Origin of the sequence: Acidithiobacillus ferrivorans (assembly GCF_016250455.1) — a bacterium.
GTDB lineage: Bacteria > Pseudomonadota > Gammaproteobacteria > Acidithiobacillales > Acidithiobacillaceae > Acidithiobacillus > Acidithiobacillus ferrivorans.
The window spans coordinates 2093486-2112689 of the sequence record NZ_CP059488.1; the positions used below are offsets into that span (position 1 = coordinate 2093486).

The following is a 19204-nucleotide window of genomic DNA, read 5'->3' on the forward strand; positions in this document are numbered from 1 at the left end:
CCGGATTCAGTGGCAAGCGGCCGTGTGGCGCCCGCTGCGCCAAAGGTTGGGTGCGAGCGTACTGGCCATCATCGGCATTGCGCTGGGAGTCGCGCTGGGACTGGCCATCGCCCTCATCAACATTCAAGCTGTGAGTGATTTTTCTAGCGGACTGCGACGCCTGTCGGGGCAGGCCGACCTGGCGCTGACGGCGCCGGGACGGGGCTTCCCCGAACATTGGTATGTGCGTCTGAGTATGTCCAGGGGCGTGGCCGTGGCCGCTCCGGAAATCCGCTTGCTGGCGCCGGTACTGCATCCTGCCCACAAAGGGATGCTCCATATTCTGGGTATTGACGCCTTTCAGGCGGCGCGCATGGGGCAACCGCTGCTGCCTTTCGACCGGCATAACCCGCTTGCCATGCTGGCCCCTGACCACATTGCCCTGAGCCCGGCGGCGCTGGCGCATCTCGGTTTGCGGGTAGGTGATACGCTGACGCTCAATGCGGATGGGCAGCCACGCACGCTACGGATCATCGGGGAACTACCCGGTGTGGGCGGTAGCGGAGCATTCGGCGTCATGGATATTGCCGCAGTGCAGTGGCTGTGGGGACGAGTCGGCACCCTGAATCAGGTGGACCTGCGCCTGCATCCCGGAACGGGCATCGGCGACTTCCTGGCACAGTGGCGCGACCATCTGCCGGTCGGCGCCGTGTTGCAAAGTCCTGCCCAGCAAGGACGGGTAGCGGCGGATGCCTCGCGCGCCTATCGGGTGAATCTGCTGGTGCTGTCGCTGGTGGCGCTGTTTACCGGGGCCTTTCTGGTCTATTCCACCCTGGCCATGGGGGTGGTGCGGCAGCGGCAGCAACTGGCCCTGTTGCGGGTTTTGGGCCTGCGCCGCCGGGAAATCGTATTGACCGTATTGTTGCAAGGGGCGGTTTTGGGTCTGCCGGGCGCGCTGCTGGGTCTGCCGCTGGGCGTGCTGGCGGCCTGGCTGGCCCTGGCACGCATGGGTGGCGACCTTGGGGCGGGGTATTTCAGCGCCACGGCCTTGCATCTGCAATGGCATCCGGGACTCATGCTGATCTTTTTCGTGGCTGGCCTGGGTGCGGCTCTGACCGGCGCCTTTTTACCCGCCTGGGAAAGCAGCCGGGCGACCCCCGCCCTGGCGTTGCGTGCTGGCACTGAAGAGCAAGCTTCGCAGCAGCATCAGCATCCCTGGATAGGTCTGCTGCTCTTGGGACTGGCCTTGGCAGGGTCTTTGGCTCCGGCCATCCACGGCATCCCCTATCTGGCCTACGGCGCAGTAGCCTGTCTGCTCTTCGCCCTGCTCTTTTTGTTGGCACCACTCCTGCGCGGACTGACCCGGCTCTTTCCCCTGCCCCATGCACCCGTCTGGCGTCTGGCCTTGGAACAACTGCGGGGCGCGCCGGGGCGGGCGGCGCAAAGCCTGGCTGCAGTGGTGGTGGCCTTTAGTCTGGTCGTGGCCATGGCCGTGATGGTGGGTTCATTCCGCGACTCGGTCGCCAACTGGCTGACCGACATCTTACGCGCGGACCTCTATGTACAGGCAGGGATGAATAGGGACTCCTTCCTCCCCCATGGCGCAGCACATCAGCTTTGCGCCCTGCCCGCTGTCCGCGCCTGCTCCCCCCTGCGGCGAGTCACCCTGAATTTATTGCCGGGTCATCCACCCGTGATGCTGCTCGCGCGGGGCATGAACATCAGTGATCCAGAGCGGGAATTGCAGATACTCCATGCGGTTAGCGTCGGGCCACAACAGCCACCGCCGGTGTGGATTTCGGAGATTCTGGCGGGCCTCAGTGGCTGGCAGGCCGGGCGGGTGATCCATCTGCCGCTGGGTGGGCAGGAGCGGGTGGTGACCATCGCCGGCATTTATCGGGATTACGCCTATCAGGAGGGATCAGTGTCCATACCCATTCAGCAATACCGCGCATGGTCCGGAGACGATGCGGTCAATGGCGTCGCCCTCTGGCTGCGTCCTGGCGCCGCGATACCGGCCGCCATCCGCAACTTGCGGCAGACCCTGCCCGATGGTGGCCGATTATTGGTCGCGACCCCCAAAGAAATTCGCAGTAAGAGCCTACAAATATTCAACCAGAGCTTTGCCGCCACCTATGCACTGGAAGCGGTCGCCATGGTGATCGGACTGCTGGGGGTGAGCAGCGGCTTCGGGGCGCAGACCCTGATGCGCCGCAACGAATACGCCATGCTGCGGCATCTGGGTCTGCGGCGCCGCGATCTGCGTATTTTGCTCTTTGCCGAGGGCAGCATCCTTTCGCTCCTCGGAATACTCATCGGCGGCGCGCTGGGGATGGCCATCAGCGTCATCCTGATCGAAGTGGTCAATCCCCAGTCTTTCCACTGGCACATGGGCTTTCATCCGTCCTGGCCGCTGTTGCTGACCCTGAGTGCCATCCTCTGGCTGGCGAGCACGGCCACCATGGTGCTGGCCGGGCAGCGAGTGATCCGGCAGACCGCTGCGGTGCTGCACGATGATTAGTCATTTACGCTCGGGATTGGCGCGCAAATGGATATGCCCTGGTCTTCTGGTGCTGTGCTGCTGGATTTGTGCACCGGTGCAGGCCGCATCCAGCCTACCGGGGACACCCTTGCCTTTGCAGGTTACGCCGGATGTGAAGGTCACCCCGCAGCACCCCATGCAATTCCCCAACGCCCTGGGCAGTCACCCGGATTTCCCCATTGAATGGTGGTATGTAACAGGTTGACTGCAAAGCGCATCGGGAAAACCGCTGGGATTTCAGATCACCTTTTTCCGGGTCCGGCCCACCAAGGTCTGGGCAAACCCTAGCGCCTTCAATCCCGGCGAACTGCTTTTTGCCGAAGCGGCGCTGAGTGATCCTCGCATCGGGCACCTGCTTACCGCGCAGCGGGCCGCACGCGCCGGTCTCGGATTAGCCGGGGCGGATCGAGACCATACCGATGTCTGGATTCGTCACTGGTATCTGCGCCAGCGGGGGCGGGATTACGAGGCACGCATCAACGGCAAAAAAATCCGTTATCGGCTGCGCTTCACGCCAACCCAACCCGTGCTACTCGAAGGTCTCCAAGGCATCAGCCAGAAGGGCCCGGACCCGAAGAATGCCAGCTACTACTACAGTCTTCCGCATCTGAAGGTCAGCGGGACGGTGGTCATCAAAGGACAGCAGGAACAGGTCCGTGGGGAGGCATGGCTGGATCACGAATGGTCGGCGGCGTATCTGCCCAAAAAGGCCGTCGGCTGGGATTGGCTGGGGATTAATCTGCAGGATGGCGGTGCCCTCATGGTCTTCATGATGCGCCGCGCCGATGGCGCGCCCTTCTGGCTGGCGGCCACAGAGCGTAATGCGCAGGGCCAAGTACACAACATTCCGGGCAAAGACATCCACATGCAACCCACTGGCTGGTGGCAGTCGCCGCAAACCGGCATACGTTACCCCGTGCGCTGGCAGATGCAGGTGGGAAGCCTGCATTTTGCTATCGTTCCGCTCATGGACAATCAAGAATTCGACGCCCGCCGCAGCAGCGGCACTGTCTACTGGGAAGGCGCCGTGCGCGCCGTGACGGGCCAGCAGATCGTAGGGAAAGGCTATCTGGAACTCACCGGCTATGGCGGTCGTCTGGCCCTGGGCCAATAGGCCATCGGCAAAGCACGCCGCAACTGGAGCAATCCCTTCCGCGTTGCTACACTGAGAGCATGCTCAATGAAAGCTCCCGTCTGCTGCTGCAACGACAATTCATGGAACGCTTCAGCGGACGCACGATCATTGTGCATCGCGGGTTCCCGGAACAGTTCCTCCGCGAGCTGCTCGTGCAAGCTGGCGGTGGCGGACATTTCCGGGTGGATGTCCGTATTCCCGAGAGTACGCCGCCAACCCCTATCGAATGGGTGGTGCATCGCTTCGTGTTGCCGCTCTCCCTGCCCCTGCCGCTGCTCATCCGGGTCGATGCTGACGCACTCTATCTGCGTCACCTGATGCATGACAATACCGCTGGTCACCCCAGCGAAATTCTCTGGATGCTGGACGCTATCCGCGAACGCTATCACGCTCGACTTGATCGCCAGCAAGGCCACTACGCCGTCAGCATGGGCATGGCCGTGCAAGACAACGACATCGACTATGACTTCAACAATGACTGACACCCTCGACGACACTGCCTTGCTGCGTTATGCGCGCCAGATTCTCTTGCCGGAAATCGACATCGCCGGACAGCAGGCGCTGGCCGCCAGCCGGGTACTGATCATCGGCATGGGTGGACTGGGCTGCCCCGCCGCCCAGTATCTCGCGGCCGCGGGCGTCGGCAACCTGACCGTCTGCGATGGGGATCAGGTCGAACTCAGCAATCTGCAGCGCCAGATTCTCTATAGCGACGCCGACCTGGGACGCCCCAAGGCCTTGGCCGCACGCGATCGACTGCGCGCCATGAATCAGCAGATTCGGGTCAGCGCCTGGACGGAAACAGCGCAAGCTGAGTCGCTTGCGGCGGCGCTGGACACCCACGATCTGGTGCTGGATTGCACCGACAACTTCAGCAGCCGCCACGCCATCAATCGCGCCTGTCGTCATGCCGGCAAGCCTCTGGTCAGTGCTGCGGCCATCCGCTGGGAAGGGCAACTCGCCATCTTTGATGTTCGTGTACCGGAAAGCGCCTGTTATGCCTGTCTCTATCCAGACGGCATGGAGGACACCGAAGATACCTGCTCACGCAGCGGCGTCCTTGGCCCGCTCCTTGGCGTACTCGGCAGTATACAGGCGGCAGAAGCTATCCGCCTGCTCTGCACGGGCCATTCCCCGCTGGCCGGACAACTCCTGCTGGTGGATGCGCAAAGCTGGCAATGGCGGCAGATCGCCCTGCGCCGCGACCCGGCCTGTGGCGTCTGCGCATGAAGCGCCTGAAACTACCACGCACGCTGGCCAACGCCCTGCTTGCAGACCTGCAATCCGGTGTTGGCGAAGGACTTATCGGCGCTGCCGCTGACGTGCCCATCTCCGTCTATCCCTGTCCGCCAGCAAACTTTGCCGCAGTACTCGCGGTGATCCGGTCGCGCGGTGAAACGCCTTTCGCACGTTATGCCCATGCCGCCACGCCCATCGCGGACAGCCTCCCCGCTAATACGCCCTACCAGATATTACTGGCTGCAGGCATCAAGGGGGTGATCGTCCTGCGCGCCTTTATAGTCGCTGGGGATGGCGCTTCCTGGCGGGAGCTCGATATCGAACTCGACCATGACTGAGCCCTCAGAGTTTACTGTCACCTCTTTCAATATCCAGGTGGGCATCGGTTCCTATCGGGCCCGGCACATGCTCCTGCATGGCTGGAAGTATGTGATGCCCCATGGCCAGAGTCTGCGCAACCTGGAGCGAATCGCCCTGATTTTGGAGGAAACCGATATCGCCGGGCTCAACGAGGTCGATGCGGGCTCTTTTCGCAGCCAGTATATCAATCAGGCGGGCTTTCTCGCTGATCGCGCCCATTTCCCTTACTGGGCGCAACAGCGTACCCGTGACTTTGGCGACTTCGCCCAGCACAGCAACAGCATTCTCTCCCGCTGGCCCATTGAAGAGACCATAGAGCATTCCCTGCCGAGCTTTATGAAAGGGCGCGGCATGCTGGAAAATCGGCTCAATATTGGCGGCAGCGCCCTGACCGTGATCATCACCCACCTCGGCCTCAGTCGTCACGCGCGCCTCAGTCAGATACGCGATCTCGCCCAACGCCTGCGTGGACGCCCGAAGCTCATTCTCATGGGGGACCTGAACTGCACGGCACGCTCCCCGGAAATGCACATGCTCCTCAACGAAAGTGGCCTACAGGCGCCACCCTGGAGCCCACCTACTTTTCCCAGCTGGTCACCACGATTTTCCTTCGATCACATCCTCTGCAGCCCGGACCTGGAATTTACGTCGATTGCAACCGTCGCCGAGCCCCTCTCCGATCATCTCGCGCTCAAGGCGAAACTGCGCTGGAGCTCGTCGACAGCGGCAGGTGCAAAGCCCCAGTGACGGTGAAAGGTATCTGCATATCAAACAGGCCAGTCACCAGATAACCTTTGATTACATAGGGGAGCCCGGCCCCGGCGCTGACCCTGCCGATATCCCCCAGCAAGGGCAGAAGATTGCCCGTGACCGGTATATTCACCGTGGCACTGCCGTAGGCAGGCACATCGACCGGCTTATCCAGCAACCCGTAAGCCACCTGATGATTCTGCACATACAAACGCGCCTCCCCCGCCTTGGCATGGAGCGCACTGTCATTGGGGTTGCTGACTTTGAGCGCCAGCAAAAATGTCTGCGCAAGCAGCCCCACCGACTCCGGTTGGATACTCAGTAACTGTACCTCCGGATGGTGCGCCGGAAACGCGCTGCAGGCGCTGAGCGGCAGCGCGGCCAGCAGCAGCGCGGGCCAGCGCCGAAACCATTGGGTGAAGCCGGAGCTTCGTGCAACAATAGCCATCCGTGTACTCCTGCAAACGTCAGTCGCCGAGTATAACCTAAGGAATGACCGAGAAAAGCCCGGACCCGCGCATGACGGAAAGTAACGCACAACAACCCAACTGGGAACGCGACGGCCAGACTCTGCGCCTCAGCGGGCGCTGGACTCTGCGGCGTCTCGGCGGTAATTTCGCAGCGCAAGAAGCGGCGCTGCGAAACATAAACCCGGAAATAGTGTGGGATCTCTCCGCCATTGCGGCCCTCGACAGCGCCGGGGCCCTCCTGCTCTGGCAGGCCTGGGGCGGCCAGTTGCCGGAAAATATCCGGATGGAGGACCAGCATCGTAGCATCTTCGCCCGTCTGGCGCAGATTCCGCCGGTTACCGCCCCACCCCGGCGCTCCTGGCAGTTTCTCGATCAGCTTGGTGCATTCCTGATCGAAACGGGACACGACCTCTGGGGACTTTTTCTGCTCATGGGCGCCCTTTTGCTGGAGTTCGGGCGCGGACTGCGCCGCCCGCGCAGCTTTCCGTGGCGCGAAATCTCCGCCACCATCGTCAATACCGGTCCGAACTCACTGCCCATCCTCACCCTGATCGGCTTTCTCATCGGCGTGGTGATTTCTTTTCAGTCGGCCTCGACCCTCGCCCAATACGGCGCCAATATTTATATCGTCAACATTGCCGGCCTGAGCATTCTGCGCGAGTTCGGGCCGTTGATCACCGCGATCATTCTTGCAGGGCGTTCCGGCTCCGCCTTCACCGCGCAAATCGGCGCCATGTGTGTCACCGAAGAACTGGATGCCCTGCGCACTTTCGGCATCCCCCCGATCCGCCGCCTGATCCTGCCCAAGGTCATCGCCCTGGCGCTGGTAATGCCGCTGCTCGTCCTCTGGACCGACATGGTGGGGCTCTTCGGAGCCATGCTCGTGGCCAAAATGGAGCTCGGCATCAGTATCGGCTTCTTTATCGAACAAATGCCTACCGTAGTCCCCAGTTTCAACCTGTGGCTGGGCATTGCCAAAGGCGCGATCTTCGGCATTTTGATTGCGTGGATCGCGGGCTTTCATGGCCTTAAGGTGAAGCCCAACACCACTAGCCTGAGCCGGGAAACGACCAGCTCGGTAGTTGTGTCCATCACCCTGGTGATCCTCATCGACGCAGTCCTGGCCCTGGTCTTTGCCAATACGGGAGGCGGCGGCTGATGGCTCACCCCAACGCCATCATCCTCACCGATATCGCCACCCGGTTCGGAACCCACTGGATTCAGCGGCATCTTGATCTGAGCATACGTTGCGGCGAGATACTTGCCATCGTCGGCGGCAGCGGTACCGGCAAAACCACGCTGCTGCGCGCCATGATGGGCCTCGTTCCCATCGCTGAAGGGCAGATGATCATTCTTGGCAAAAATCCACAAGGGCTCAATCTGCGTGAACAGATTGCTCTACGCCAGCGCTGGGGGGTGCTTTTTCAACAAGGCGCCCTGTTCAGCGCCCTGACCGTTTTTGAAAATATCGCCTTCCCTCTGCGCGAGTGGGGCCATTTGACCCGCTCCGCAATCAGCGATCTGGTAGCCCTGAAGCTGCAAATGGTAGGCCTGCAGCCCAATGACGCTTGGAAATTACCTGCAGAATTATCGGGCGGCATGATCAAGCGGGTTGCCCTCGCCCGTGCCCTGGCGATGGAGGCGGAGATTCTCTTTCTCGATGAGCCTACCTCCGGGCTCGACCCCATCGCCGCTGCCGAATTTGACGCCCTGCTCCGCCAGGTCCACGGCGACATCGGCTTCACCGTTGTCATGATCAGCCATGACCTCGACAGCCTGGCCGCCACAGCGGATCGCGTCGCGGTGCTCGCCGACGGCAAGGTGCTGACGGTTGGGCCGCTCACCGAGATTCAACAGGTGGACCATCCTTACATCCGTGAGTTCTTCCACGGGGAGCGCGGCGAACGTCTGCTGACCGGTCTCCGCGCCACCGGCCAATGTTAAGCGCCAAGCCCTGATTTCAATCTGCTGCCGGAACGCCTTCCCCGTCGCCCCAGCGCCGTCCGATCCGGTTCGGCAGACCCAACTGATCCAAAATCCTCGCTACAATAAAATCCACCAGGTCTTCGATTTTTTGCGGACGATGGTAAAAACCGGGGCTCGCTGGCAAAATCCGCACCCCCATCCGCGCCAGCGTCAGCATATTTTCCAGATGAATCGTGGAGATGGGGCTTTCACGGGGCACCAGGATGAGTTTCAGGCCTTCCTTCAGCATCACATCTGCGGCACGCTCAATCAGATTCCCGGACAACCCGTGGGCGATGGCCGCCAGTGTCCCCCCGGAACAGGGACAGACCACCATGGCCGGCGCCGCATTAGAGCCGGAGGCCACCGGGGAAAACCAGTCGTCCTGGGCATAAACGGACAGCAAGTCCGGCTCGGTGCCGAACCGTTCATTGAGAAAACGGGTCACGGCCTCTGCCGTAGGCGGGAGTTCCAGATCCAGTTCTTCACGGCAAACAATCCGCGCCGCGTCCGATATCAGCAGATAGACTCGCACCCCGGCGGTCAGCAGTACCTCCACCAGGCGCATCCCATAGGCCGCCCCGGAAGCGCCGGTAATGGCCACACAAATCCGCTCCTGCCGTCGCCAATCTTCCATTACCGCTCCTTGAGCCGGATTGAACCGGAGTTACGATTCTGCCGATGAATTTCGGCGGGCGAGGCGTTCCAATAAGCGTCCGTGAATCCCGCCGAAGGCGCCGTTACTCATAATGAGCACCTGATCCCCCGCGTGCAATTCGGCATCCAGCGCCCGCAAGAGTGCGTCCATATCTGCGTAAAGCTGTGCGGCAGGGCCCAGTGCGCCCGCCACATCCCAACCGATGTCCGCAGGGGCATAGACAAACACCCGATCCGCGCCCTGTAGGCTCTGCCCCAGCGTCTGTCGGTGCACTCCCATCTTCATGGTATTGGAGCGCGGCTCCAGCACGGCTACCAGACGCCCCGCCCCCGCCATCCGCCCACGCAGGGCCGCAATGGTAACGGCAATGGCCGTGGGGTGATGGGCAAAGTCGTCATACACCGCCACGCCGGCGGCTTCACCCCGCAGTTCCAGCCGCCGCCGCACCCCCTGAAAGCTCTGCAAAGCTGCGCAACCCAGCGCCAGCGGCACCCCGGCATGACGTGCGGCCAGCAAGGCCGCCAACGCATTCTCGGCATTGAAGGCCCCGGCCATCCCCCAACTGACCCTCCCGCGCTCCACGCCCTGCTCCAGCACGGTAAAACGGCCACCGTCCGCGGTATCGAGCCGTACCTGCCACGCGCCTTCCCCGGCAAAGCGTTGCAGGGGCGTCCAGCAACCGCGCTCCAGCACCTGTTCCAGTGCCGGCACCGCATCGTTCATGATGATCGCGCCCGTGCCCGGCACGGTGCGCAGCAGTTGGTGGAACTGGGTAATGATCGCCTCCAGATCCGGGAATATATCGGCATGGTCGTACTCCAGATTATTGAGAATCAGCGATCGCGGGTGATAGTGCACGAATTTAGAGCGCTTATCGAAAAAGGCCGTATCATACTCATCCGCCTCGATCACAAAAAAAGGACTGTCCGTCAGCCGCGCCGACACCCCAAAATTACGCGCTTCACCACCAATGAGGAAACCCGGATTGAGCCCCGCCTCCTGCAATATCCAGGTCAGGATGGAGGTCGTCGTGGTCTTGCCGTGGGTGCCTGCCACTGCCAGTACCCAGCGGCTTTGCAGAATCTCCCGGGACAACCAGGCCGGAGCGGAGTCATAGGGAATCTGCCGGTCCAGCACGGTCTCCACACAGGGATTGCCCCGCGACAGGGCATTGCCGATGAGTACCAGGTCGGGGGCAGGACTCAGTTGGGCGGGATCATAACCCTCATGGACCGTAATCCCTTCGCGGGCCAGCAGGTCATTCATGGGCGGATAGGTATGGGTATCCGAACCCGTTACCTGGTGCCCGGCTGCCCGCGCCAGCAGCGCGATGCCTCCCATAAAAGTCCCGCAGATACCGAGAACGTGAATATGCATGGAAGCGGCAGTCCTAGTGCATGGTGCTGCGCGCTGGTGCGCCGAGACGTTGATCCAGCGCCTGGTTGGCCAACTCGTAGAGTGCGTTGAATTTTTCCAGGAGCTCCTGGTAACGGGTCAGCATCTCCGTCTCCTCGGCCAGCACCGGGTGGTCGTCCAGCGAGCGCGCCAGCATATCGCGGGCCATACCCAGACGTTCCACCACCTCAAAATAGGCCCAGCCGTCTGGCGGCTGAGCGCTGGCCGCCGCGATTTCCTGCTGGCAGTACCAGATCAGCGCCGCCCGCGTCACCGCCTGCGCCGCCGTCGTCTCTTCTGCCTCGGTCAACTGCCATTCGTGGCTGATCGGCTCTTGCCAGTCCATATAGACGTGCCAGCGCTGGCCGTTCTCATCCACCGCAAACTCCAGACGCACCCCCACGCCCTGATCGCCAAGCCGAGCAATCAGACGCTCCGCTTCGTCCCAGTCTTCCGCATAGTCGGGCAGCACACCGCCGGGCACTGCGCCCATGACCAAGCGTTCCACTGTCTCGACAAACTCCTCGTCCAGAGGTGCTGTGCGCGCGTATTCCAAGGCATCGTTGCTACTCAAAGAACAGACCATCCACCGGGCTGCTGGCACTGGCGTAAAGTTTGCGCGGCATGCGCCCGGCGCGGAAGGCCTTTCGCCCCGCTTCCACGCCCAGGCGCATGGCTTCCGCCATGAGAACGGGGTCCTTAGCCGCAGCTATGGCCGTATTCAAAAGAACGCCATCACAACCCAGCTCCAGGGCCACCGCCACATCAGAGGCGGTACCCACCCCCGCATCCACCAGAATCGGCACGGTCGCCTGCTCCAGAATGATGCGCAGATTGTAAGGATTACGAATACCCAGACCGGAACCGATCGGCGCTGCCAGCGGCATCACCGCCACACAACCCATTTCTGCAAAGGCCTTGCAGGCCACCGGATCATCCCCGCTGTACACCATTACCTCGAAGCCTTCAGAGATGAGGATCTTGGCGGCCTCGTAGGTCTGCCGCATGTCCGGGTACAGCGTTTGGGGATCACCGATCACTTCCAGCTTGACCAGCTTCCAGTCGCCCAGCTCCCGAGCCAGACGGCAGGTGCGCACCGCATCCTCTGTCGTATAGCAACCCGCGGTGTTCGGTAGAATGGTAAAGCGGTCTGCCGGCAAGAACTCCAGCAGATTGGGTTCGTCTTTATTTTGCCCCAGATTCACCCGGCGCAGTGCCACCGTCACAATTTCCGCGCCGGCTGCATCTATGGCTGCCCGCGTCTCGGCAAAATCCTTATATTTTCCCGTACCCACCAGCAGGCGGGACTGGTACTCCCGCCCCGCAATCTCCAAAGGATCTTTACGCATTGTGTTTATCTTTCACCTCAAAAAAGGGGGTTAGTGCAGGACGCTCAGCCGCCGCCTACTGCCTGGATGATCTCCAGGCGGTCACCGGCCGCCAGGGTCACTGTGGCGTGCGTGCTACGCGGAACAATTTCACCATTACATTCAACGGCCACACGACGCTCCGCCCAGCCGAACTCCGCCAGCAACGCCCATACCGTCATCTGCTCCGGCACCTCACGGGCCACACCATTTACCAGAATTTGCATGGTAGCGATGCTAGAACCTCACCGGGGGAGCGTCAAGCAAATGCCATCCTTATGTCTTGATCCCGGCCCGGACACATCAATCCACAGGGCAAAAAATTCAGCCGGCACCACCCAGTTTCCGGGCGTGATGCCGCAGATGCTCGGCCATAAAGGTCTGGATAAACCAGTAGGAGTGATCATAGCCCGGCTGCCGTCGCAAACGGAGTTGTTGTCCGGAAGCCTCTGCTGCCGCCTGCAGAGCCTCAGGTTTCAGTTGCGCAGCCAGAAAAGGATCCGCGTCGCCCTGATCCACCAATATCTCTCCAGGGTAGGGGTGCTTGCGCATCAGCATGCTGGCATCCCATTCCTGCCATTGTTCGCAGTCAGGCCCCAGATAATTCCCGAAAGCTTTTTCTCCCCAGGGCACCGTGCCGGGGTTGCAGATCGGCGAAAATGCCGATACCGAGTGCCAGTATTCCGGGTTGCGTAACGCCAGCACCAGCGCTCCATGACCGCCCATGGAGTGCCCGAAAATACCGCGGCGTTCTGCAGATGCAGGGAAATGTTCTTCAATGAAGGTGGGCAGCTCGTGGTCTACATAACTGGCCATGTGATAATTCCGGGTCCAGGGCGGCCGTCTTGCGTTGAGATAAAACCCCGCCCCCACGCCCAGGTCCCAGTGCTCCGAATCACCGGGGATGTTCAGTCCGCGGGGACTGGTATCACAGGCGACCAGCATCAGCCCCAGCTCGGCCGCCAAACGCTGGGCGCCAGCCTTTATCATGAACGTTTCTTCGGTGCAGGTTAATCCCGCCAGATAATACAGGGCCGGGACCCGGGCGCCAGCCAACGCCTGGGGCGGCTGGTACACCGCGAAATTCATGGGTACCCCCGTGGCGCTGGACGCATGGGTGTAATAACCCATGCGTCCAGCAAAGCAGCCATGCTCCTCCCGCGTTTCTAACAGAGCCATCAATACACCCCACTACGAATAGACTGCAGATACGTCAACTGCTCGACGTAGTCGCCGTAACGCATGCCGTCGTCGCGCAGGAGGTTACAGTGGTTCCAGAGTTTTTGGACGATGCTGGCGATGTTCATGGTTTCTCCGATCTAGTGGTCGTCATTTTTGGAGCTCAGGCACGAGCGCAACGCCCAGGGCGAGCGCCGCTCCATGAAGCTGCTTATCCAGCGTTGCAAGTGGCAGTTTCCGCCGCAAAGCCAGTTCCAGATAGGCGGCATCGTAGATCGTCAACCGGTGTTCCTCGGCAAGGCCCAGGGTGGCGGACCACGCTACGGCATCCGTCTGATGGTCTATCATCTCCGGCAGCAGGCGCAGGTCGGGCACCAGTTCGCGCAATTCCAGCATGGTGATACGACCGCGCCGCGCGGCAGCCAGCAGCGCATTGCACACCTCCAACGCCCAATGCGCGGGAACGCAAATGCCCTCCCCCAGCAACCGCTCCCGCACCCGGTTGGCGGATTCGCTATCCGCATCCCAAAGATACCAAGCCAGGGTCATGGAGGCGTCGGCGACAAAAGCCATCAGTATTTGCGTCCCGCGTCGATCAACTCGCGCAACGAAACACTCCCCAAGTCATGGCTGGCCTGAAACGCCTTCATGCGCGCCACAGCGGCTTGCCTTTCCTCCAGCCCTTGACCCACGGGCGGGCGTAACTCAGCAACCGCCTGCCCATGTTTGGTGATCGTGAAACATTCCCCTTTGCGCACCCGCTCCAAAATCTCGGACAAATGCGTCTTCGCCTCATAGGCGCCAATCTCGGACATATCCGATACCCCACTTTTCGACCAGTCTTAGACCAGTTTAAGCGCGCGCCGTTGGCGCCGTCAATATCAGGAAACTCTGCAGGCGCGTTTCCAGAACGTACAGTTTGAAACCATACAAGCTTGCGGGACCAATCGCATGTTCGTACAATTTGAATACATACATCAAGGGAGGCCGACATGCCCCGCACCATCGTTGAAAACAATAACCGACTTGCCCTGCGCGTTCGCCCGGACGACAAGGCGACACTGATGCGTGCGGTGGCACTCGAACATACCGATATGACCGACTTCATTCTGCGCCATGCGCTGGACGCGGCCCGCAAGGTGATCGAACAGGCTGAGCACCTGGCCCTGTCCGAGCGCGACAGCCTGCGGGTGCTGGATGCGCTGGAGAACCCGCCAGTGCCCAATGCCAAACTCCTGGCGGCAGCACGCCACCTGCCCAAAGGCCTATGAACCTGCCCGATTGGCATGAAGCGCCCATCTCGAAGGCGCACGACCGCGCGGCCTTCGACTGTGGCGAAGCGGAACTGAACGCGTTTCTGCGGCGCCATGCACGCCAGAACCACGAAAAAGGTGGCGCGAAAACCTTCGTCGCCACACCCATAGGGGACGATAAACGTGTCCTGGGTTTTTACAGCCTCAGTCCGGCCTCCATCGACTACGCGCGCACGCCCGCATTGGTGAAAAAGGGCCTTGCCCGCCACGACGTGCCGGTCTTCCGTCTCGGCCGTCTGGCCGTGGACAAAACCGTGCAGCGCCACGGCCTGGGTGGACAATTATTGCTCGTTGCCGGTCGCCGCTGCATCCTGGCGGCGACCGAAATCGGCGGCATCGCCCTGCTGATCGATGCCAAGAACGAACGGGTGGCTGCCTGGTACAAGGCTTATGGCGCCCTGCCGCTACTGGATGCGCCCCAGTCGTTGCTGCTGCCGCTCAGCACAGTGGAGGCGGCACTGAAGGAGGCCGGGAAGTTATGACCAAGTCGCCGGCTTTCCCTGGGTGCTTTGAACGAAGGACATGCGAGCACATGCGTCATCATGAGTGATCACTTCCATAGCCTTGGGGACCACATGATTGCGTAGCGACTCCAAGGTTGGCGGTGCAGTCGAAAAGTCGATCCCCGCCGTCCCGCCAGCGCAGGCTTTCCCAATCGTAACCCGGCAGCACCGGGCTCGGCTGGTTGTAGGGCGGCCGACGGCGCTCGTCGGCCATCTTCTAAAAGAACAGATAGGTGAGCTGCTTGTCGACCAGCAGCCGGTCTATGTCCACTATTGTCAGGTTACCTCATGTTTCGTTATAAAGTGGGTCGTCATGCTTTTCGGTCGATCGAAACTCCGATGAATATCTCCATCCAGATCCGGATGAGGCTGTCTGACGGGCGAGAAGTTCAGATGGCCATGCAGGGGTGACGCGCCCTTGCGTCCTGCCTTTCCGTTCGGCGAAAGACCTCGCGTGTTCAGATATTCGATGAATGCAATCGGATGAACGAGATGGATCTGCAGCCAAGGATGGAGTAGGAGTAAATTTTCGCGAGACGGAGGTGCGGACTCTGTGCTCAACAACGGACATCCAGAAGGGGTGAGGCATGCCAGTTCCCATAATCGATCTCTTTGCCGGTCCTGGAGGGCTCGGGGAGGGATTTGCCTCTCTGAAGGATCACAAGCTGCAGCCATTCTTCGAGATCGGGCTTTCCATTGAGAAGGATGCTGTTGCACATCGAACGTTGACGCTCAGGGCAGTGTTCAGGCGCCTTCGCGGCACCAATGACGTCAAACACTACTACAGGTACATACGGGGCGAAATCGACGAGGCCAGTTTCCGCGGAGTCCCTGCAGTAGCCAGCGCCTTCGAACATGCCACCACCGAGGCGAGGTGCCTGGAGCTAGGAAAATCCGATGAAGCCAGCATCGACAGGGAAATTCGCGCCGCACTGAAAGGGCAGGAAACTTGGGTGCTGATCGGTGGCCCACCCTGCCAAGCATATTCTCTGGCGGGACGCTAATGGTGTGGAATAGGCAGGAGGTAGAAGCCACCGTCGCTGATTATTTCCATATGCTAATGTTGGAGTTGTCAGGTCAGTCGTATAACAAATCTGCTCATCGCAAGCTGCTGCTGCAAAGACTTAATGGCCGAACTGGCGCAGCAGTCGAGAGAAAGCACCAAAACATCAGCGCCATACTTATTGAGTATGGAGTTCCTTACATATCTGGCTACAAGCCGCTCGGCAACTATCAGGCGTTGCTGAGGGATGTAGTTGAGGAAAGATTAAAGGCCGATTCTCTTTTTGAGCGGGCTGTTGATGCTGCCTGCTCAGTACCGGCTGTATCGCCGCTGTTATCCGATTATTCTAACTTGCTAGTTGATCCGCCAAAGTTCAATCATGTAGTGCGTGAACCTGAAGCTACTGAAACATATAGAGCAGTTCCACAGAAGCGAGATTATCTGGCCAGAGAAGCTCGCAATGCCTCACTGGGATTGGCTGGAGAAGAGTTTGCTCTCAATTATGAACATTATCGACTCTACTCATTGGGGAAAAAGGACTTAGCAGATCGTGTCGAGCACGTCTCCAAAACGAGGGGGGATGGGTCAGGGTATGATATTCTGTCGTTCGATGTCGCTGGCCGCGAACGCTTCATCGAAGTAAAGACCACGACCTTTGGAAAAGAAACTCCCTTTTTCATCAGCAGGGGAGAGCTCAGCTTTGCCAAGGAATATGAGGACGGGTTTCACATCTATAGGCTATTCGACTTCCGACGTGAACCGAAACTCTTTGACCTTCCTGGTTCTCCAGAAAAACATTGCAACTTGAATCCTGTCACTTACATCTGTCAATTCGCGTAGGCGTGGTTTTGGCTTCACCCCAGACCACTGCGTCGCTATTCCATGCACGGAAGCGGGACAGGGCAGATGTTTCGCAGATATTCGTTCAGATGAAGCTGTTCGTCATCGACTGTCAGCAGAGTGAAATAGTCGTTCCAAGGATATCGGAGTATACGAACACCCAGAATTGAGTGAATGCCGCCGACTTCTTCTCGAACCATCCCTTCCATGTGCGGATGGAAGGATTCTCCCGACGCATCTGGGCACCGGCGCAGAAGGGAGCCCAGCGTGAGACGCGATGGTTCTATAAGATGGGTAAATCTCGATTCCCGGAAGAACTTCGCGCGACATACCGCACAAATCGGCGTGGCCACCCCGCCAGATCAGGACGAAAACCGTCGACCGGGAGGCAGTAAAGACCCCCACCCGGCAGCTGCGAAAGAGCCGACATCGCCCGCTCCTGCCCTATCGCGCACTGCGCCGGCGCGCTACAGTACAATTTGGATCTCGTGACATCAAAAACGCATGGAGGGTGAAGATCACTATGACTATTGGCCTGGCTCTTGGCAGTGGCGCCGCTCGCGGGTGGGCACATATAGGAGTGATAAGCGCGCTGAATGATCATGGAATCGTACCGGATATCGTTTGTGGCACATCCATAGGCGCCCTGGTTGGCGCTTCCTATGTTTCCGATAATCTTGAGAAACTGGAAGCATGGGTGCGCTCACTGACAAAGTTTGAAACCGCCAAATTTTTTGCCATCAACATGTCACTGAACGGTTTTGTCAACAAAGAACGGCTGCATTATTTTCTCAAAAAGTATGTGGCTGATGATGCCTCGGCCATAGAAGATATCGTTGCGAAAAAATATGCCTCGGTCGCAACCGACTTGCAAACCGGCAGCGAGATCTGGCTGATGACGGGTTCAATCCTGGAGGCCGTATTTGCGTCCATTTCCCTGCCCGGCCTTTTTCCGCCGGTCAAAAACGATGGCAAATGGCTTATAGATGGCGGATTGGTGAACCCCGTTCCGGTGTCTGTCTGCCGCGCGCTTGGCGCCGATGTTGTTATCGCAGTAACATTGAACGATGATATCGTTGGCAAACGCCTTCAAAATAACCTGGCCATAGAAACACCGGATGCCGACGTTACCGGAAAAATATCAGGCTTGGTCACGGCGTATCCCGCCTCGGTATTTCCGGCGACAGGCGATAAGGAGCAAGCACCCAGCCTGTTTGATGCCATCGCCGGCTCGGTCAATATTATGCAGGACAGGATCACCCGGAGTCGCATGGCCGGAGATCCTCCGGATATCCTGCTTTCTCCAAAACTATCCCATATTGGCTTACTGGAGTTTTATCGTGCCGGCGAAGCCATAGCAGAGGGGAAAAAATGCGTACAGAGAATGTTGCCGGAAATACAGCATATATTGGGTATGCCTTAACGAACGCGCGCACACAGACTATTCCGTGTTACGAATCCAGCCCCCACCCAGCAGGCGCTCACCTTGGTAACAGACGGCGGCCTGACCGGGGGTGACGGCGCGTTGCGGCTCGGGAAAGCGGAGTTCGGCCCGGGCATCGGGGAGCAGGTGCAGTATGGCCGGCTCGGCGCGGGAGCGGTAACGCAATTTTACGGTCACGGCATGGCTTTCGCCAGGCGACAAATCCGTCAGCCAGTTGCACGCATCCAGGCTGGCCGCACGGCGGTAGAGTTCATCCTCAGCGCCGACGATCACCCGGTTCTGCACAGGGTCCAGCGCGAGGACATAGCGCGGCTGACCACTGCCACCGCCCAGACCGCGCCGCTGGCCGACGGTAAAATGCAAGGTGCCCGGATGATGGCCGATAATCTGCCCGCGGCTGTCGACCATCTCCCCTTCCTGCGCCATGTCCAATCCGGCGTAATCCTCCAGAAAGCGGCGGTAGTCGCCGTCCGGTACAAAGCAGATGTCCTGAGAATCCTGCTTGGCGGCCACGGGCAGGCCGTGCTTGCGGGCCATGGCGCGCACCTCGTCCTTATTCATGCCACCCACGGGAAAGCGCAGGCGGGGCAAAAGCGTCGCGCCGATGGCGAAAAGAAAATAGGATTGATCTTTGGCATCGTCACGGCCACGCAGCAGGGCGGCACCCGAGGGGGTTTCCGCCAGACGCGCATAATGGCCTGTCGCCAGCAGCGAGGCGCCCAGCTTCTCGCCTTCCATCAGCAGGGCATCAAATTTGAGAAATTGGTTACAGCGTGCACAGGGGTTGGGGGTACGCCCGGCCTGATATTCGGCGACAAACACATCGACCACCTGACGCCGGAAGGCTTCACGATAATCCAGCACCGTGTAGGGAATATCCAGACGGGCACAGACATCGGCGGCGTCTTCGATATCTTTTTCATCGCAGCAGCGGCTTTTCGGCCACAGGCGCATGGTCACGCCGGTGAGTTCGTAGCCCTGCTCCTGCATGAGAATGGCCGCAACGGCAGAATCGACGCCGCCGGAGAGCGCAATAAGGGCTTTTGGATCCGCCATAGCGCC

The 19204-nt window shown here is 60.1% G+C and carries 25 protein-coding genes and 1 pseudogene; 15 read left to right on the forward strand and 11 right to left on the reverse strand.

Features of this window, described 5'->3' with window-relative positions; translation table 11 throughout:
* The first annotated feature begins 22 nt into the window (after positions 1 to 22).
* Genes H2515_RS10420 through H2515_RS10445 form a run of 7 tightly spaced genes read left to right on the forward strand, consistent with a single transcriptional unit; the run spans position 23 to position 6002 of the window.
* A complete protein-coding gene (locus H2515_RS10420) occupies positions 23 to 2500 on the forward strand; it encodes an ABC transporter permease (RefSeq protein ID WP_232821344.1) in 2478 nt (825 codons plus the stop codon).
* Complete coding sequence (locus H2515_RS16100) at positions 2493 to 2726, forward strand: hypothetical protein (RefSeq protein ID WP_232821345.1); 234 nt, start codon at positions 2493 to 2495, stop codon at positions 2724 to 2726. Before H2515_RS10420 ends, H2515_RS16100 begins: the two co-directional genes overlap by 8 nt.
* A complete protein-coding gene (locus tag H2515_RS10425; RefSeq protein WP_269802066.1) occupies positions 2727 to 3635 on the forward strand; it encodes a lipocalin-like domain-containing protein in 909 nt (302 codons plus the stop codon). It begins immediately after the preceding gene.
* 59 nt (positions 3636 to 3694) lie between these two features.
* Positions 3695 to 4138 carry a hypothetical protein gene (locus H2515_RS10430; RefSeq protein ID WP_198660044.1) on the forward strand — a complete coding sequence of 148 codons (444 nt, stop codon included), beginning with the start codon at positions 3695 to 3697 and terminating at the stop codon, positions 4136 to 4138.
* Positions 4131 to 4886: a HesA/MoeB/ThiF family protein gene (locus H2515_RS10435; protein ID WP_198660045.1), complete on the forward strand. Its 756-nt coding sequence runs from the start codon at positions 4131 to 4133 to the stop codon at positions 4884 to 4886. Before H2515_RS10430 ends, H2515_RS10435 begins: the two co-directional genes overlap by 8 nt.
* Entirely contained in the window at positions 4883 to 5233 is a 351-nt protein-coding gene (locus tag H2515_RS10440) for a hypothetical protein (RefSeq protein WP_198660046.1), read from the forward strand. Before H2515_RS10435 ends, H2515_RS10440 begins: the two co-directional genes overlap by 4 nt.
* Positions 5226 to 6002 (forward strand): endonuclease/exonuclease/phosphatase family protein, encoded by a 777-nt coding sequence (locus H2515_RS10445; RefSeq protein WP_087454988.1) that lies wholly within the window; start codon positions 5226 to 5228, stop codon positions 6000 to 6002. The genes H2515_RS10440 and H2515_RS10445 overlap by 8 nt, the downstream gene beginning before the upstream one ends.
* Here H2515_RS10445 and H2515_RS10450 read toward each other — a convergent pair.
* The gene (locus H2515_RS10450) at positions 5947 to 6453 is read right to left on the reverse strand and encodes an LEA type 2 family protein (RefSeq protein ID WP_014028541.1); all 507 of its coding nucleotides are present in this window, start codon (positions 6451 to 6453) and stop codon (positions 5947 to 5949) included. The genes H2515_RS10445 and H2515_RS10450 overlap by 56 nt on opposite strands.
* 71 nt (positions 6454 to 6524) lie before the next feature.
* On the opposite strand from H2515_RS10450, the gene H2515_RS10455 reads away from it, so the two are divergent.
* Both H2515_RS10455 and H2515_RS10460 read left to right on the forward strand, forming a co-directional pair.
* Positions 6525 to 7634, forward strand: coding sequence for an ABC transporter permease (locus H2515_RS10455; RefSeq protein WP_232821346.1), 1110 nt, complete (start codon positions 6525 to 6527; stop codon positions 7632 to 7634).
* Complete coding sequence (locus H2515_RS10460) at positions 7634 to 8419, forward strand: ABC transporter ATP-binding protein (protein ID WP_014028539.1); 786 nt, start codon at positions 7634 to 7636, stop codon at positions 8417 to 8419. Before H2515_RS10455 ends, H2515_RS10460 begins: the two co-directional genes overlap by 1 nt.
* A gap of 16 nt (positions 8420 to 8435) precedes the next feature.
* Here H2515_RS10460 and H2515_RS10465 read toward each other — a convergent pair whose 3' ends face one another.
* The 9 genes from H2515_RS10465 to H2515_RS10500 form a co-directional block, all read right to left on the reverse strand.
* Positions 8436 to 9077, reverse strand: a complete 642-nt coding sequence (locus H2515_RS10465; RefSeq protein WP_198660048.1) for a flavin prenyltransferase UbiX — start codon at positions 9075 to 9077, stop codon at positions 8436 to 8438.
* A 30-nt stretch (positions 9078 to 9107) separates the two neighbouring features.
* Positions 9108 to 10475, reverse strand: coding sequence for a UDP-N-acetylmuramate:L-alanyl-gamma-D-glutamyl-meso-diaminopimelate ligase (mpl, locus tag H2515_RS10470; RefSeq protein WP_198660049.1), 1368 nt, complete (start codon positions 10473 to 10475; stop codon positions 9108 to 9110).
* A 13-nt stretch (positions 10476 to 10488) separates the two neighbouring features.
* Positions 10489 to 11067: a hypothetical protein gene (locus H2515_RS10475; RefSeq protein WP_223306782.1), complete on the reverse strand. Its 579-nt coding sequence runs from the start codon at positions 11065 to 11067 to the stop codon at positions 10489 to 10491.
* The gene (locus H2515_RS10480) at positions 11060 to 11842 is read right to left on the reverse strand and encodes a thiazole synthase (RefSeq protein WP_198660050.1); all 783 of its coding nucleotides are present in this window, start codon (positions 11840 to 11842) and stop codon (positions 11060 to 11062) included. The genes H2515_RS10475 and H2515_RS10480 overlap by 8 nt, the downstream gene beginning before the upstream one ends.
* A gap of 44 nt (positions 11843 to 11886) precedes the next feature.
* Positions 11887 to 12087: a sulfur carrier protein ThiS gene (gene thiS / locus H2515_RS10485; RefSeq protein ID WP_014028534.1), complete on the reverse strand. Its 201-nt coding sequence runs from the start codon at positions 12085 to 12087 to the stop codon at positions 11887 to 11889.
* A gap of 97 nt (positions 12088 to 12184) precedes the next feature.
* A complete protein-coding gene (gene fghA / locus H2515_RS10490; RefSeq protein ID WP_198660051.1) occupies positions 12185 to 13039 on the reverse strand; it encodes an S-formylglutathione hydrolase in 855 nt (284 codons plus the stop codon).
* On the reverse strand, positions 13039 to 13167 hold the full coding sequence (locus H2515_RS16105) for a type I restriction-modification system subunit M N-terminal domain-containing protein (RefSeq protein ID WP_232821347.1): 129 nt from the start codon (positions 13165 to 13167) through the stop codon (positions 13039 to 13041). The genes fghA and H2515_RS16105 overlap by 1 nt, the downstream gene beginning before the upstream one ends.
* 22 nt (positions 13168 to 13189) lie before the next feature.
* Positions 13190 to 13612, reverse strand: coding sequence for a type II toxin-antitoxin system VapC family toxin (locus tag H2515_RS10495; protein WP_198660052.1), 423 nt, complete (start codon positions 13610 to 13612; stop codon positions 13190 to 13192).
* On the reverse strand, positions 13612 to 13854 hold the full coding sequence (locus H2515_RS10500) for a type II toxin-antitoxin system Phd/YefM family antitoxin (RefSeq protein WP_065413372.1): 243 nt from the start codon (positions 13852 to 13854) through the stop codon (positions 13612 to 13614). The genes H2515_RS10495 and H2515_RS10500 overlap by 1 nt, the downstream gene beginning before the upstream one ends.
* 177 nt (positions 13855 to 14031) lie before the next feature.
* On the opposite strand from H2515_RS10500, the gene H2515_RS10505 reads away from it, so the two are divergent.
* The 6 genes and pseudogenes from H2515_RS10505 (at position 14032) to H2515_RS10530 (ending at position 18121) form a co-directional block, all read left to right on the forward strand.
* Positions 14032 to 14310, forward strand: coding sequence for a type II toxin-antitoxin system TacA family antitoxin (locus H2515_RS10505; RefSeq protein ID WP_198660053.1), 279 nt, complete (start codon positions 14032 to 14034; stop codon positions 14308 to 14310).
* Positions 14307 to 14834, forward strand: coding sequence for a GNAT family N-acetyltransferase (locus H2515_RS10510; protein WP_198660054.1), 528 nt, complete (start codon positions 14307 to 14309; stop codon positions 14832 to 14834). The genes H2515_RS10505 and H2515_RS10510 overlap by 4 nt, the downstream gene beginning before the upstream one ends.
* Before the next feature lie 608 nt (positions 14835 to 15442).
* Positions 15443 to 15859: a DNA cytosine methyltransferase gene (locus H2515_RS10515; protein WP_198660055.1), complete on the forward strand. Its 417-nt coding sequence runs from the start codon at positions 15443 to 15445 to the stop codon at positions 15857 to 15859.
* On the forward strand, positions 15859 to 16698 hold the full coding sequence (locus tag H2515_RS10520; RefSeq protein WP_083091501.1) for a DUF3883 domain-containing protein: 840 nt from the start codon (positions 15859 to 15861) through the stop codon (positions 16696 to 16698). Before H2515_RS10515 ends, H2515_RS10520 begins: the two co-directional genes overlap by 1 nt.
* A gap of 2 nt (positions 16699 to 16700) precedes the next feature.
* Positions 16701 to 17093 (forward strand): annotated as a pseudogene (locus H2515_RS16550) (AIPR family protein).
* Between the two features lie 128 nt (positions 17094 to 17221).
* On the forward strand, positions 17222 to 18121 hold the full coding sequence (locus tag H2515_RS10530) for a patatin-like phospholipase family protein (protein WP_198660057.1): 900 nt from the start codon (positions 17222 to 17224) through the stop codon (positions 18119 to 18121).
* An 18-nt stretch (positions 18122 to 18139) separates the two neighbouring features.
* Here H2515_RS10530 and mnmA read toward each other — a convergent pair whose 3' ends face one another.
* Positions 18140 to 19198 (reverse strand): tRNA 2-thiouridine(34) synthase MnmA, encoded by a 1059-nt coding sequence (gene mnmA / locus H2515_RS10535; protein ID WP_198660058.1) that lies wholly within the window; start codon positions 19196 to 19198, stop codon positions 18140 to 18142.
* Positions 19199 to 19204: the final 6 nt, after the last annotated feature.